Below are 14683 nucleotides of genomic sequence, written 5' to 3'. Positions count from 1 at the left end.
ATGGTGACGGCTTAAGCGACTTCATCCGCCAAGAAAAAGGTACAGCGGTGGATGGCAATCGTGATGTTGAAGTATATCTGTCCAAAGGAAACGGTCTCTTTAATCCGGGCATCCCTTTAATAGATGCCTTTGCTGCGAACGGGAACGTTGCCAATCTCGTATAGGGGCTAAACCTTCAAAATCTGAAAACGTTAACCGAAGCGTATTGCGGGCTGAGGGAGCGTAGCTGAAAGCTACATTCAACACAATAAAGTTGACTCACACTTCCTTAACGGATGAGACGTGGGGCAACTTTATTGTTTTAGCTAACATTCCGAATAGCGTTGCCATGCCAACTTTGCTGCACCTACTATCCCAGCAAAATTACCTAACTCGGCTGGCAAAATTTGTAAATCCACCCGTGATAAAGGCTGAACTCGCTTCTCAATTTCTGCTTTCACACCTGGTAAGAAAAACTCAAAGCTGCCACTGATACCGCCACCAATCACGATCGCTTGCGGTGTGAGTACATAAATCAAACTCGTTAAACCAATTCCTAAATCTTTACCATATTCTTGCCAAAAAGTCAATGCTACGGGATCTCCTTGTTGGGCAAGAAAACCTAATTCGACGGGTTCCTTGAGAGTGCGACGGCGAATTGCAGTAGCACAGGCATATTGTTCTAAAGAGCCTTGATTGCCACTATTACAAATTGGCCCATCAGGATTTAATGAAATTAAACCCAATTCCCCGGCGGCTCCTTGATGTCCAACAAATAGTTTGCCATCAAGGATAATTGCGCCACCAACCCCAGTACCTAAAGTTAGCAGAATCAGATTTTGAAAATTGCGACCGGCTCCTTGCCAAGCTTCTCCCAAAAGAGCGCAATTAGCATCATTAGCGATCGCAGTAGGTTTGCCAGTTTTAGCTTCTAACCACTCTGCTAAAGGCACATCAACCCATCCAGGTAAGTTAATGGCGATTTTAGCAATGCGTCCTGCGGCATCAGATGGGCCAGGAGTTCCAACACCAATAGCAACAGCTTGATTATCTGGATCAATTTGCGCGATCGCATCTACCATCACCGCCAGCACAGCCTCCGGCGTTGTCGGTTGGGGAGATGCCACAGTCAAAGATAACAGACAAGTACCATCAGCTGCAAAACGCCCCAGCTTAATTGCCGTTCCCCCCACATCAATGCCAATTACTTGAATTTTCTCATTTGTCATTTGTCATTTGTCATTGGGCATTGGTGAACAGTTATTACCTATTCCCTATTATCGAGTTCAAAATCAACAATTCGTCAGGGTTTTAGGCAAATGTGTACTTAGGGTTTTAGGATTTGGCACGAAAATATTCTAAATTTTCTGTGCTATTGGGTGCGAGTCGTAAATTAGCAACAGTCATAGTACGAACACTCGATTGCTCTTGCCAAGCTGTAATTGGCGCACCTCTTAAGATACCAGCAAGAGCAACGGAAAGGATAAACCCGCCAGTAGCGGCAGCAATTAACGTTAGATTATCTTTCATACAAATCTCTCTATTATTATTTGTCCAAAGTCCAATTGTCTAAAACTAATGACCAATGACCAATGACTAATGACTACTTTCGGATTCTATTTTCTCTTCGTAAACGGGGATTGACAAATTCATTTAACCCTTCACCAAGTAGTGATAACCCTACCACCATGAATGTCATAGTTAAACCAGGGAATAACGTAGTCCACCAAATGCCAGTAGGTAGGGCTTCTAAGGCTTGTTTTAAATCATGTCCCCATTCTGCCACTTCTTCGGGAAGTCCTAGCCCCAAAAAGCCCAAACCGCCCAACACCAAAATTGCATCAGCAGCGTTGAGTGTGAATAGGACGGGTACGCTTTGAATGACGTTGAAAAATAGATAACGAGAAAGCACAACCCAAGTGGAAGCGCCCATTGCTTGAGCAGCTTCGATGAACACTTCAGTTTTCACGCTCACGGTGTGGTTGCGAACAACGCGGTAATATTGGGGAATGTAAGCAATGCTAATAGCGATCGCTGCATTTAATATCCCACGCCCCACCACAAACGCCAGCGTCACAGACAGCAGTAGCCCTGGTAAAGTGTAGATGCTATCCATAATAAACAGCAACACTTTATCCAACTTCCCACCGAGATAACCACTCAGCATCCCCAAAGGCACACCGATAATCATACTCAGTGCTGTTGCCAAAATCACCACCTGCAAAGCAGCTTGAGCGCCGAACAATGTCCGGGAGAACACATCATAGCCCAGACGACTAGTACCAAACCAATGTTTAGCTGAGGGTGGCTCGTGAATTGGATTAGAGAGAAAATCTTTCGGGTTTTGCAGCCATCCCCAAGCCTGGAATACGGGAGCGAAGAATGCCAAGAAGATGAAAAATAGGGTAATGGCTAACCCGATGAGCATGAGTTTTTGCGAAAGATTGGAAGTTTTGCCAAACTGTAAAAATGTTGGTAGTCGTCGTTTTGTAATGGCCATAAAGAAAGTTAGGAGTTATGAGTTATAAGTTATGAGTTATAAGAGTAATTTTGTCAACTCAAAATTCAACCCTACCTTACAGATGAGATTATTTCCATCCAAAATCCGACGAGATAAATTAGGGTAGCCAATATTGCTAGCAGCCGGTAGGCGTAATTAAATAATTCGTAATTCGTAATTCGTAATTCGTAATTAAGTTTTGTAATGGGGATTTAGATTTAGGCATTCAATTCGTGCTGCCTGTAGAGACAGGGGACTTAAACCCCCAAAGTTCGTTAAACATAAGATCAAACCTCACCCTGCCTCCGGCTTCCCTCTCCTTATTAAGGAGAGGGATTGAGGGTGAGGTTTTATATTTAATTTGACCCACTTACTTAGCAGCAGGTAGAAAGAGCAATAACTCTCAACCGCAGGCAAAGCATCTTTGCCTTTACTCCAAACTCCAAACTCCAAACTCCAAACTCCTAACTCCAAACTCCAAACTCCTAACTCCTAACTCCTAACTCCTAACTATAATTACAGATTACTTTCAATCAATTGGCGGTATTCGCTCTTTTGCTTAACACCTTTAACTTCCTTCACCAGTTCCTTATTTTTGAACAATTGAACCGTTGGCGTTCCTGTCACACCAGCATTTTCAGCAATATCTCGGTCTTTGTCGATGTCAATTTCCACAAAGTGAATTTTGCTTTCAAATTCATCCACCACTTTATTTAAAATCGGTTTCAGGGTATGACAAGGGCCACAACCAGGAGAGACGTATTTAACAAGGACTAAGCGATCGCTTTCATGGAACAATTTCCGTAAAGCATAACCTCCCTGATGGCGCGTCGCATCCAAGTTAAATCCAGCTTCTTCCTCGGCTTCAGTCTTTTTAGCTGGCTGATGTTCTAATTCATTATCTGCTGTTTCTAGCTGTTGATGGAATTCTTGAATCAAGCCAGTGAACGACAACCAACGTTCTGCCAACATCGCTGCCATACAGCCAGTACCCGCAGCCGTAATTGCTTGTCGAAACTCATGATCTTGCACGTCGCCAGCAGCAAAAACGCCCTCTACACTGGTTTCTACAGTACCGGGCTTGGTGACAACATAACCGACTTCATCCAGTTCTAACTGCCCCTTAAATAGAGAGGTGTTGGGACTGTGACCAACGGCGTAAAATAAACCCTTAGCGTGCAGTTTGCTCTCTTCACCAGTTTTGGTATTGCGGACTTTCACCCCTTCCATGTGGCCGTTACCGAAGATATCCACGGCTTCTGTGTTCCAATGCACTTGGATTTTCGGGTTACTCAAAACCCGATCTTGCATAGCTTTAGAAGCCCGCATTTTATCGGTGCGTACCAACATATTTACCTTGGAACCATACTTAGTGAGGTAAATTGACTCTTCCGCCGCCGAGTCGCCAGCACCAATTACAGCCAATTCTGCGCCGTGAAAAATCGGTGTCGCACCATCGCAAATTGCACAAGCAGAGATACCCCGACTCCAAAATTCGTGTTCGCTGGGTAAACCCAAACGCTTCGCTGTTGCACCCGTAGCAATAACGATGCTGTTGGTTTTAATTTCTCTTTCTTGCGATCGCACTGTAAATGGACGCTGACTCAAGTCAACTGATATAACATCTTCAGTATATAGTTCAGCCCCCCAGCGCTGGGCCTGTGCCTTCATCTGATCCATCAGTTCAGGCCCAGTAATCCCTTGGGGAAACCCAGGAAAGTTCTCAACTTCCGTCGTTGTCATTAGTTGCCCACCAGGTAATCCCCCGGCTTGGAAACCTTCAAATACAACGGGTTTCAGGTTAGCGCGTCCGGCATAAATAGCAGATGTGTACCCTGCTGGCCCAGAACCGATAATTACCAAGTTTTCTACTGTGGGATTAGTCATAAAACTATACGAACTCATAACGACTACGTTTAGTATAGCATAACAAACTGTGATTGGCTACGCCAGATGGTAAGCGATCGCTTACGCGGATGATATTGTCCAATTACATGGTTGTGTGTTCTATTGTGCAGAAAACATGTATATGCTATTAGCCCGTGCTTTTGCTGCAATAGAGGAGAGTGAAATTTCCTATAATATTAGAAATTGCTTAAAGGTAAGGAGAGACAATGAAAATTAAAGAACAAATTGCACAAGAAATGGAAAAGTTGCCTGAAGCATTGTTACAGGAAATTTTAGATTTTGTTCAATTTTTACAAATAAAACACCAGCAACATAATATACTAGAAAACACTATTATGAGTGAATCATCGCTGCGAAAAGATTGGTTAAAACCAGAAGAAGAAGCAGCATGGCAGGATTTATAAAAGGCGATATTGTTATCGTTCCATTCCCATTCTCCGATTTAACTCAAACAAAACGCAGACCTGCTTTAGTTATTGCTACACTTCAGGGAAATGACCTGATTCTTTGCCAAATTACGATTGCGATCGCCTCACGCGATTCCACCGTTTACACGGATATTTTGCCCAGTGATCCACCTGGCTTCGTCGCTAGCGAGAAATGCTACTACCTCAGCGATTTCTTGCACATCTCCCAGTTTGCCAAACGCAGCCATTTGGGCTAAACGATCTATCTGTTCTTGTGTTTTGCCTTCTCGAAACAGTTCTGTATCGGTGGGGCCAGGAGAAATAGCATTAACTGCGATCGCCTTTGCACCCAATTCTTTAGCTAGTACCCGTGTAATTTGTTCAACAGCACCCTTGGTTGCTACATAAGCACTATAAGTTGGCAGCATCATCGCCGTAGTTGATGAGGAAAAGTTAATAATCCGTCCCCCTTCTGCCATGTGTTGTGCGGCTTGTTGACAAGCAAAATAAGTGCCTTTGACGTTAATAGCAAAAATCGTGTCAAAATCTTCTTCACTCACCTGAGTAATTGGTTTATAGAAGGCGATTCCGGCATTGTTGACCAAAATATCCACTTTACCAAAGCGTTCAAGTGTTTGCTCAAATAACCGTTTGATGTCGGGTATTTTACTAATATCAGCTTGGACGGCAACTGCCTCTACTCCCAACTTTTCAATTTCTGCAACAACTTCTTGTGCTTTGCCTGCATTACCCGCATAGTTAACGACAATAGATGCGCCGTTACCAGCTAACTTTAGTGAGATCGCTCGTCCAATTCCCCGCGATGCACCAGTAATAATTGCAACTTTCCCGGCTATTGATGACATAGATTAATCTGGTTTTATTTTGGTTCACCAAAGTGATTATCTGCTGTTAACGTACTGAAGAACCGATTAAATTTGGCGATCGCAGTCATTTGTCTATTTTCCTCATCTCTCCACTCCCCTTAATTAAGATTCTGGTGCGATCGCAACACCATCCCTAAGATTGAGCAAACCTGAAATAATAACTTTATCTTCTGGTTGTAATCCTTCAATAACTTGGTAATTATTATCTTTGATTTCGCCTAGCTTCACTCGCTTTTGCCGAGCTACTTGTTGGGATACACCTTGGGGAGATGTTTCTGTTTCAATTCAACTACATAAACAAAAGTGTCCCCACCTATACGAGTCATTGCGGTTGTGGGGATTAAAATTCCGGGGCGCTGATTCCAGAACACTCTAGCCCTTACCAATTGATCGGCACGTAACTGCCCGTTAGGGTTGTCAAAAAGTGCTTTAATCAGTATTCCTTGTGTTTCATTACTGGCAGTAGGTGCAATGAAAAATACCCTACTTCTACCAAGCTTTTGACCTTGTGTGTTCATAACCTCCACTGGCATTCCCTTACGCAGTTGCGGCCCTTGCTGTAATGGCACAGAGATGTTGACTTCTAAAGGTCGATTTTGGGTGATATTAACTAATTGTGTAGAAGTATTAACTAAATCACCTACTTTCACAGCAATGTTGCCAACTGTACCACTAAAGGGAGCGGTAATTTTGTCAGACTGGAGGTTCCCTTGTTGTGGAATATTTACATTAGCTTGCTGCAAAGTTTTTTCAGCCTGCAATATTTTGGCTCGTTGTGCTTGAATTCTAGAATCAATTACATCAAGATTAGTCTTAGCATTGGCGAGCCTATCACCAAACTGATTGCGAGTTTGTCTAGACACGGCTCCTTCTTGAGCTAGGGTGACAAACTTTTCGTAATTCTGCTGGTATAATTGCACATTCGCAACAAAGGATGGTCGTTGTGCTTCCAGAGTTTTGAGTGTAGCGCGGGCATTTTCCAGTTGCACTAAAAATCCTTGAGGCACAGCATTGGTTTCACTAATACCAGCAAATGATGTAGGATTTACTTGAAGAATTGCCGCTCCTGGTGCGACTGAATCTCCCAATTTGACAAATATCTGGGTAACTTGGCCTTGAATCCTTGGCTGGAGCGTGACTGAGCGCTGGGATTTTAAGCTAGCAATAAAATCTGAGCTTTCCTCAATAATCCCACTTTGTACTGTCGATATTTTGACTCTTACCCCTTGAGGTTGAGCATTAGCATTTGTTGGTGCTGAATTTTGGGGAGTGAGCAAACGCCAACCTAGAGTTGCTTGTGCCTCCTAACAATAGTAGTGTAGCTAAAACCCAAAGCCACCGCCGTTTTCCAGAAGGTGGCTCAAATGAGGTTTGTGGAGGTTTTTCTCCAAAATCAGTTTGAGGCTCAGGGGATGTCATGGCTTATGAGGAACTTAAAAAACAAATTAACTAGAATTCAATCAATATTTGATCTGTTGATATAGAAATTACTGATTTGGTATGAGGTTTTGTGGCAAATTATGTGTTACCCCATCCAAATATACAGTTTTGATGATTCTATCTAAATCTACCGAAAGGTCAATCCCTAATTTTCCATCCACTTATCATGGACAAGGTTTGGTGATGCTGGCATACCCATGATTGCACTGTAAAAAGTCGCTGATCTAGCTGAGTCAATAAACATATAAATTAGTTAATCATATAGCTAGTTGACCGTAGCTCAATTCCTTTAGAGTCTTTCTGGTCAAGCTTCCAATTCCAATTAGAGAATTAACGGCTGAACTCTGTTTCTGGCAAATCAACAAAAGCCTTACCAACAGTTACGTAGGGTAGTAGCCCGAATAATTCAACTTCAGGACTATGAGTAGATAAAGGTAAGCGAATACTACCAATGTCCTTTCGGCAACCAAGATAAAATAATCGCCGCCTTAACTGGGGAGTACCGAAATCAGCAGCTAAAAGTACACCAACTGAGATGTTGTAACCCAAATTCGCCATCTTGTCCCAAATTTGCTGGTATAATGTGCCACCTGTAATCCCTTTGAGATTAGATACATTTTCCATAACGAAAAAGGGTGGGTACAAGTACTCGACAAAACGTAAAAATTCATAAATCATACCCCCTCGCTCATCCTGAAAGCCTTTCTGTTTTCCTGCCTGACTGAAGGCTTGGCAGGGTGGTCCTCCAAATACAATATCTGGTTTCTCAACTTCACCGGAAAACTTTTGCCATAGACTTAACGGGTTTTCTACAGTGGAAATGTCATTTTCCAAAACGCAAATATGACCACCAAAAAAACCACGCAGTGTTGCACAAGCATCTGACCAACTATCGAGAGCTAGCTTAGTTTCTATACTACCTGTAAGATAAGCACCAATATCCATACCTCCTGCGCCGCTAAATAGGCTGAAAGCTTTGAAGGAACGATTTTCAAATCCTAGTGACTTTGCTTGCTGAACTAAAGATTTAAACACAGCTTCTGCAAGCGGTATAGGTACAGCATTACCTACCTGAAGCTGAGTACTTGTTAGGGTTCCCTCGAATTTTATATTGTCAGGAAACCCTTGTAAACGCGCTGCCTCTCGCACAGTAATAAATCGGTTTTCATAGGGATGGACGAATTTATTAAAAATGTACCCCGTCACTGTTAACGAGGGTTTATTTGGATCAAGACGAATTATTCTTAAATTTGGGCCACCTTGACGATTTGGATCGTCCTTGAGATAAAATTTAAAGCTATCGTGCCAAAGTTCTTCAGGCAAGTCCTGCATTTTTTGCCCAATTTTTAAAGCATCGATCCGCTTTTGTACATCTGAACCAACCCGTCTAGCAATGTGATTTGTAACCAATTTGCACGGACTATTAAAATTGGAAATTTTCTGAAATCCAGTCATCTCTCACATGGCTTTGGGTGAAGGTGATTATACCATCAAAAAGATTGTAAATCTCTTTTTCAGGTGGCAAGTCTGCAACTTTTTTCGCTTTTCCTGTTTCATCTAGTGTCCATATAACATCCTGAAGCTCGAGCAGGTAATCATTATAGTGACGCACAGCATGAATGTTAGACAGCAAAGCAGTTTTTACTGCCATTTGACTATGTTTTGGCTTTCCTGTCGCAGCAATTTTTAAGACTTGATAAATTCCTTTTTTAATATCATCAGTTCTGTCCATTCCTACGCTAGATTTACCATCAGAGACGGATTCGTACCCATCACCACTCTTTCTCACTGGCCAAGTCAAAGGTCTAGGAGTAGGTTGTCCACAAGCATTTGTTAACCAATAAACAGGTTCAGGTATAGTTCCCCTACCCCGTGCTGCTTTATTATACGCAGAATAGGCAATATTCCAAAACTGAAAATATCGATAAAATAGTTGATTATCCAGACCAAAACTTCTGCCAATTTGTTCGTATGCCCATGTCGGAGAACTATGGCTTCCTTTTACTCCTAAATCCACAAGTTCATAGTTCCAGTAATCTTCTTCTAACTTGGGCAGAATTATATGCAAGTTAGATGATGCCAGAAATGAATTGTCTGTGGGAGAGTGCGAACAAGGTATTGGTTCTCCATTTTCTCCCATCTCGGTTTGTACCTCAACCTTCGCTGCTAGAGCAAGTGTTGTCAATGGTGCGGCTTTTACTTCTGCAAGTAAGACTATATTCTCTTTTTCATCATGAATTATTACATCAACGGGTTCAGCACCATGATAAATTTTGAAATTCCTCGAATTAATTTTAAATAAATGCTTTAGAAATACACACAGCAAACGACTTGTAGTTTTGCCAATAGTTCCAGATGGTAATTTGTTTGCCTGGTGATAGTAAAAATTACCTTGTAAAACACATCTTGGGCAAGCATTAGTGTATGGGTAAATTAATAGAGGAATATTATTTACTGGACAATAAAGCCATCCTTTATTGGTTAGTTTTGTATAGTACTCAGCAGCTACAATCAGATCAAAAGCTGCTGCCAATGATATACCAGGATTGGTAGCAGTGCGTTTGGCATTTTCCAAAGCTTGCTCAACCAGAATGGAGGTTAATGCTTCTTCATGGGGATTTACTTCCAGAGCTTTAACTCTTCCTAAAAGGCTGACTATCCAATCGGACTTAACTGGTTCAGGTTGATTACTTTGCACTAGTATTTAAATATGGATCGCACTCATGCTACACAACAGCATAACAGCGATCGCCTTACCCGTAGCAGCGATCGATCGCACTCATAGACAGCACTTTGGTTCAACTAACTGTAATAACTGTTCCCACACTCTCATTCGCCAATCTATCCACCGCACATACGGCATAGGTTCCCGCTTGTTGGACGGTAGCGAAGGTTGTGCCAGCAGACAAAATTCGTTGAATTGTCCAAGTATCGCCAGTTTGTCGATAAAGTGTCCAGGAGCGAACCGGCTGATTATCTCCGGGCTGCCAACTCAGTTTGCGGTTATTGACTTGTAGTTGAATAGGCAAAGGCGGCGGTGTCGTATCCTGCCAAGACAAAGTAGGAGGTAGCGCAGGTTTATTATACAGCAAACTTTGGAATTTATCAGCTATGCCCTGACTATTTTCTGTCAAAACACCGATATTAAAGAAGATATTCCCCAGTGACAAATGTTTAGCTTGGCTACGACTAATTTTCACCTGCTTTTCAATCTCATCAGTGTCCCGACTCTTGTTGCTTGGTTCTGTGAGATTGTTACCGGCGTAAACGTGTCTTTGCTTTGTGTTTACCTCTGTCCACCACTTTAGCAACGCCGAATAACTTTGTTGTGGTTGATCTGTGCGCCAGTAAAGTTGAGGCGCGATATAATCAATCCAGCCTTCTGCTAGCCATTTCTTTGAGTCAGCATACAGCACGTTGTAAGCATCCAAGCCAGTAATACCAGTGGGTTGTCCGGGGCGATAAATCCCAAAGGGGCTAATACCAAATTTAACGTCAGGTTTAGTTGCTTTAATTCCCAACCAGAGGCGCTGTACCATTCTGTTAACATTATCTCGTCGCCAGTCGCCAAGGCTGAATATACCACCAGCTGATTTATATGCGGCGTAGGTTTTATCATCGGGGAAAGGTTGCCCCTCAATGGGATATGGATAAAAATAATCATCTAAGTGAATGCCATCAACATCGTAGCGCTTCACTACATCAAGAATTACGTTATAAGCTCTATCCTGAACTATTTTCAGCCCTGGGTCCATCCAGCGTTGAGTTTTCCACAAATAAACGCTTTCTGGATTGGTAGCTGCTATGTGGGGACGGACTGTTTTAGCTGGGTCGGTGGAAGTGCTGGCGCGGTAGGGGTTGAACCAAGCATGGAGTTCAATATTCCGCTTGTGACATTCTGCGATCGCAAACGCTAAAGGATCGTAAAATGGTTCTGGTGCTTGACCCTGAGTTCCTGTAATCCAAGCACTCCAAGGCTCTAATTTAGATTCATATAAAGCATCTCCCTCCGGTCGCACCTGGAAGATAAGAGCATTGAAGTTTAGCGCTTGTAATTTACTAATAATCTCGCTGAGTTCAGCTTTTTGTTGGGCAACAGAAAGTCCTGCCTTGGAAGGCCAATTACTATTCCACACAGATGCTACCCACGCTCCCCGGAATTCCCGACTATGATTTACCCTAACGCTACCGATAGGTGCAGGTGTCGGCGTTGGTGTTGGTGTGGGTATGGGTGTTGGTATTGGCGTTGGTATCGGCGTTGGTATTGGTGGCTGCACTAGATAACTAGAGGCAATTTTTTCTGCCTGACCCAAATACACCAAAGCTTGATAAATAATCACTGCCACATCTGCACGGGTGGCTGCGAGATTGGGATTAAGTAATTTGATATTTGGAAAACTAACCACTAATTTAGCGCTGGTGGCAATAGCTACCTGATTTCTACCATACCCAGGAATTTGAACAGAATCTTGATAAATTTGTGGCAGTTGTGAGAGGAGGTCAGGTTTTATCTTGGTGGCAATTTCTAAGCCTCCTACCAAAGAAACTAAAACTTCTACCCTAGTAATTCGGTTAGCAAAACGGAAACTTTTATCAGGAAACCCGCTAAGAAATGCTTTTTCGTAAGCTGCTTGAATGGCGGCTGCTGCCCAATAATTAGTGGGTATATCAACAAAAGGGACATATTGCCGTTTCTTGGAAACTGTCCCAAATGCGTTGGCGATGATAGCGGCAAATTCAGCGCGGGTAACAGAGTTATCGGGGCGATAAGTACCGTTAGGCAACCCATTGACAATACCACGTTGGGCTAAGGCTGTAATAAATAAACGCGCCCAATGGTTTTGAATATCCGAGAAGGGAGTAGCAATAGATACCATTGTTTATTGCAGCTAGCTGGCCTTGATTTTGATTTCTTTAGCTAATAGCTAATTTAGCAATAATATCAGAGCGATGCCTGCGGCGGGCTATTCGGTGTCGCTGCTGCAATGTCTTAGTAAACTGTCACTACTCAAATTTTGGAATTGGGCAAAACAGTGCTGAGTTAGGAGTTAGGAGTTAGGAGTTTGGAGTTAGGAGTTTGGAGTTTGGAGTTTGGAGTTTGGAGTTTGGAGTTTGGAGTTTGGAGTTTTTACTCTCCCCCTGCTCCCCAGGGCTGTTTCATTCCCTAAATAGCTAGAAAAATCAAGGTTTCTAGCTATTAAAAATTGATTATTTTGTTACTAACGTGCCGATAAAATGAACAATTTTACTGTTGTTTAAGTGCTTAAAAGTTCATCTCATCGTCACCCTCACTTACAATTTTTCTCGCTAACCATCTTGACAAATCCTGTTTGAAATGGAATGAAACAGCCCTGCCCTGCTCCCTCATCTCCCCCTGCTCCCTCATCTCCCCCTGCTCCCTCATCTCCCTCATCTACTAAGTAGGATTTGCAGCTTCATTAGTAGGATTCAAGGTAGAACGCGCATTCAATGACAGCATTACGCGGGAAATGCCAGTGAAAATAACGCTGACACCAACTAGTGTACCCAGAAGCCAGGGCGCATTGAAGGGCCACTGAAACCAGATCATTGCGCCTAAAACCAGCGTAATAATCCCATTACCTAGTATCCACGCCCAATTTTCTTGGGGACGTAACCGGAAGGCCAAAATTAACTCGAAGGTGCCTTCAGCTAGTAAAAAGCTGCCAAGCAACAGAGTCAGTGTGAGAATACCTGTAAAAGGATAAACAAACAGCATTATGCCGGTTGCAATATAAAGTCCGCTCAATAGAAGTTTCCAGATAAAACCTCCTTGGTGGCGAGATTGAGTGGCATAAACTAGTTTTGTAAATCCGGCGAAAATCAAAATCACCGCAATCCAAGTCTGGGTAAATAAGGTCGAGAGACTAGGCGCTGCGATCGCAATAACCCCCAAGATACTCAAAATAACACCACTTATCAGTGACCCATTAACATCCTTCTTAATATCTTTAGAAACATCGCTTGTCATACAAATCTTTTCCCTATTCTTAGACTAAACTCTACATTTAGGTTAGGGAATTTCTAGGTAACAGGGCATGAACCCTAAGATAGACTCATCAGTATTAACTTTATTGCGATCGTGACTAAAATTCACCGCTATTGAGACGCTAAACCAATCATCTGATGACGTAACTCTTACAATAGTTCTGCAAGATTACTTAGGCGTTCATAAACAGAGATGAGACGATCTCCTTGAAGTTCAACAGAACTACTTGGATAATTCTGAATCGCTCCAAGCAGTGTAACTTCACCATTTTGTTGAATAGATGCACTTAAAGCACTTTGTAGCGCCTGCTGATTTAGTTGTCCTCCGGGAGGGTGAACCACCTCACCAATTTGGTTAACCAAAACTGGACCTGCCCAGCTAGACAGTAAGCTATTTAAAAAGGCAGGATTGGCTTTTATCGAAGCTTTCAATGCCTTACGAGCTACTGCGGGGTCTTGTTGCGCCGCTTGTAAATAAGCCCTTAACGTCGGGGTAGTTTTGCCAGTTTCTGTAAACTGAGTTAATTCTTGAACAGATATTTGCCCTTCAAAAGTACCATATTTTAAAAAAACTTGCTCGGCAGCATTAGCATTAGTACTTGAAAGTAAAACAATAGCACCTACACCTAAAGCTACTGTTTGAGTGAATAACTTAGGAAATTTCCGATTGTTTAATCGCTTGAAAAGTTGATAAATTTGCATTTTGTCTTACTTTATAATAGTGCGGAGCGCAGATAGGCAAAAAATGCCCAAGCCTTATATTATTTCACCAAATTCCTGTTACCGATACATCCTGACGGGGCATATTATATATCATACGTGTCAACTTAACGTGAAAGCGTTGTCTTGCAAGCAACTTTAGTTCCTTCTCCTATAGCTCAAGTCATCTCTTGATGACTATAGGACTTACGCTTTCAGTGCCTTGAAAGCCTTGATTTCTCTTAGGGGCAATTCATGAATTGCCCCTACATTTCGTACTTGATGCGTAAGTCCTAGACTAAATATCCCCAAAAATCTTTAGTCTACTTCAGTAGACTTGAGCTATGAGCCATGAACTTCAGTTCAGGGCGGATGAGAAAGCCAACAGATAAACCATTTCTAGACTTTTGTTGACACCAATGATTATATATACGCCCCTACAGCCAATTTGTTGCAAATATTTTTGGAAATGCTGTTATTAAGCCTTTTCGTTAGACAAAGCTAATGAGGTAGTATTGACTGATCTTCGTCTAAACTTGGTGCCGGTATGCCCAAATGCTTCCTAGCAGATTCTTCAGCTAGCTTTCGATCTTGATCGTTCTCGAACTGACTCTCATCTAACAAATGACGGTTTTTTGCCGCTTCATCTCGGCTTGGTCGATAGCCATTTTTCCACTTATACTTCAAGTCCATAATTTGAAAGGCAGATATACTGCAATTTGATTACCTAGTCATTAATAGTAGCTGCTTAACTGAAAATTACCTTACGGGGCTACAAAAAGGGCTAGGATACAGATAGAATAAGCCTCATCGCCCTTTCTCCTTGCTGATAGTACTTTCGCTTGTTAGGACTTAGT

Annotated in this window: 12 protein-coding genes and 2 pseudogenes; 2 read left to right on the top strand and 12 right to left on the bottom strand. The window is 42.4% G+C overall.

The window, feature by feature from the left end; genetic code table 11:
• Nucleotides 1-305: 305 nt before the first annotated feature.
• The 4 genes from V7K73_RS10230 to trxB form a co-directional block, all read right to left on the bottom strand.
• The gene (locus V7K73_RS10230) at nt 306-1208 is read right to left on the bottom strand and encodes an ROK family protein (RefSeq protein ID WP_334879552.1); all 903 of its coding nucleotides are present in this window, start codon (nt 1206-1208) and stop codon (nt 306-308) included.
• 106 nt (nt 1209-1314) lie between these two features.
• Nucleotides 1315-1509, bottom strand: a complete 195-nt coding sequence (locus V7K73_RS10225) for a hypothetical protein (RefSeq protein ID WP_334692720.1) — start codon at nt 1507-1509, stop codon at nt 1315-1317.
• A gap of 73 nt (nt 1510-1582) precedes the next feature.
• A complete protein-coding gene (locus tag V7K73_RS10220; protein ID WP_334879550.1) occupies nt 1583-2479 on the bottom strand; it encodes an ABC transporter permease in 897 nt (298 codons plus the stop codon).
• Nucleotides 2480-2995: 516 nt separating this feature from the next.
• Nucleotides 2996-4366 carry a thioredoxin-disulfide reductase gene (gene trxB / locus V7K73_RS10215; RefSeq protein WP_334879548.1) on the bottom strand — a complete coding sequence of 457 codons (1371 nt, stop codon included), beginning with the start codon at nt 4364-4366 and terminating at the stop codon, nt 2996-2998.
• A gap of 227 nt (nt 4367-4593) precedes the next feature.
• On the opposite strand from trxB, the gene V7K73_RS10210 reads away from it, so the two are divergent.
• The gene (locus V7K73_RS10210) at nt 4594-4791 is read left to right on the top strand and encodes a DUF2281 domain-containing protein (protein ID WP_334879546.1); all 198 of its coding nucleotides are present in this window, start codon (nt 4594-4596) and stop codon (nt 4789-4791) included.
• Nucleotides 4776-4874: pseudogene (locus V7K73_RS10205) on the top strand (type II toxin-antitoxin system PemK/MazF family toxin); the annotation flags it as partial. The gene V7K73_RS10210 and the pseudogene V7K73_RS10205, both read left to right, overlap by 16 nt.
• Nucleotides 4875-4919: 45 nt before the next feature.
• Here the strand turns inward: V7K73_RS10205 and V7K73_RS10200 are convergent.
• The 8 genes and pseudogenes from V7K73_RS10200 to V7K73_RS10165 all read right to left on the bottom strand — a co-directional run bounded on the left by V7K73_RS10200 (nt 4920) and on the right by V7K73_RS10165 (nt 14519).
• A complete protein-coding gene (locus V7K73_RS10200) occupies nt 4920-5660 on the bottom strand; it encodes an SDR family oxidoreductase (protein WP_334879544.1) in 741 nt (246 codons plus the stop codon).
• A 123-nt stretch (nt 5661-5783) separates the two neighbouring features.
• Nucleotides 5784-7100: pseudogene (locus V7K73_RS10195) on the bottom strand (efflux RND transporter periplasmic adaptor subunit).
• A 351-nt stretch (nt 7101-7451) separates the two neighbouring features.
• Complete coding sequence (dcm, locus tag V7K73_RS10190; RefSeq protein ID WP_334879542.1) at nt 7452-8576, bottom strand: DNA (cytosine-5-)-methyltransferase; 1125 nt, start codon at nt 8574-8576, stop codon at nt 7452-7454.
• The gene (locus V7K73_RS10185) at nt 8545-9819 is read right to left on the bottom strand and encodes a hypothetical protein (RefSeq protein ID WP_334879540.1); all 1275 of its coding nucleotides are present in this window, start codon (nt 9817-9819) and stop codon (nt 8545-8547) included. Before V7K73_RS10185 ends, dcm begins: the two co-directional genes overlap by 32 nt.
• 100 nt (nt 9820-9919) lie before the next feature.
• Entirely contained in the window at nt 9920-11998 is a 2079-nt protein-coding gene (locus V7K73_RS10180; RefSeq protein ID WP_334879538.1) for a glycoside hydrolase family 10 protein, read from the bottom strand.
• Between the two features lie 539 nt (nt 11999-12537).
• The gene (locus tag V7K73_RS10175; RefSeq protein WP_334879536.1) at nt 12538-13110 is read right to left on the bottom strand and encodes an HdeD family acid-resistance protein; all 573 of its coding nucleotides are present in this window, start codon (nt 13108-13110) and stop codon (nt 12538-12540) included.
• Nucleotides 13111-13277: 167 nt separating this feature from the next.
• Nucleotides 13278-13829 (bottom strand): alpha/beta hydrolase, encoded by a 552-nt coding sequence (locus tag V7K73_RS10170; protein ID WP_334879534.1) that lies wholly within the window; start codon nt 13827-13829, stop codon nt 13278-13280.
• 498 nt (nt 13830-14327) lie between these two features.
• Nucleotides 14328-14519 carry a bromodomain-containing protein gene (locus V7K73_RS10165; protein ID WP_334879532.1) on the bottom strand — a complete coding sequence of 64 codons (192 nt, stop codon included), beginning with the start codon at nt 14517-14519 and terminating at the stop codon, nt 14328-14330.
• Between the last annotated feature and the right edge of the window lie 164 nt (nt 14520-14683).

The organism is Nostoc sp. (assembly GCF_036916975.1).
Classification (GTDB): domain Bacteria; phylum Cyanobacteriota; class Cyanobacteriia; order Cyanobacteriales; family Nostocaceae; genus Nostoc.
This window is presented reverse-complemented; position numbering and strand designations above follow the sequence as displayed.

What these genes read in the sequence shown, in the direction of transcription:
- V7K73_RS10210 (WP_334879546.1), top strand. Translation starts at nt 4,594, where the DNA reads ATGAAAATTAAAGAACAAATTGCACAAGAAATGGAAAAGTTGCCTGAA.
- V7K73_RS10165 (WP_334879532.1), bottom strand. Translation starts at nt 14,519, where the DNA reads ATGGACTTGAAGTATAAGTGGAAAAATGGCTATCGACCAAGCCGAGAT.
- V7K73_RS10200 (WP_334879544.1), bottom strand. Translation starts at nt 5,660, where the DNA reads ATGTCATCAATAGCCGGGAAAGTTGCAATTATTACTGGTGCATCGCGG.
- V7K73_RS10175 (WP_334879536.1), bottom strand. Translation starts at nt 13,110, where the DNA reads ATGACAAGCGATGTTTCTAAAGATATTAAGAAGGATGTTAATGGGTCA.
- V7K73_RS10220 (WP_334879550.1), bottom strand. Translation starts at nt 2,479, where the DNA reads ATGGCCATTACAAAACGACGACTACCAACATTTTTACAGTTTGGCAAA.
- V7K73_RS10225 (WP_334692720.1), bottom strand. Translation starts at nt 1,509, where the DNA reads ATGAAAGATAATCTAACGTTAATTGCTGCCGCTACTGGCGGGTTTATC.
- dcm (WP_334879542.1), bottom strand. Translation starts at nt 8,576, where the DNA reads ATGACTGGATTTCAGAAAATTTCCAATTTTAATAGTCCGTGCAAATTG.
- V7K73_RS10180 (WP_334879538.1), bottom strand. Translation starts at nt 11,998, where the DNA reads ATGGTATCTATTGCTACTCCCTTCTCGGATATTCAAAACCATTGGGCG.
- V7K73_RS10170 (WP_334879534.1), bottom strand. Translation starts at nt 13,829, where the DNA reads ATGCAAATTTATCAACTTTTCAAGCGATTAAACAATCGGAAATTTCCT.
- V7K73_RS10230 (WP_334879552.1), bottom strand. Translation starts at nt 1,208, where the DNA reads ATGACAAATGAGAAAATTCAAGTAATTGGCATTGATGTGGGGGGAACG.
- trxB (WP_334879548.1), bottom strand. Translation starts at nt 4,366, where the DNA reads ATGACTAATCCCACAGTAGAAAACTTGGTAATTATCGGTTCTGGGCCA.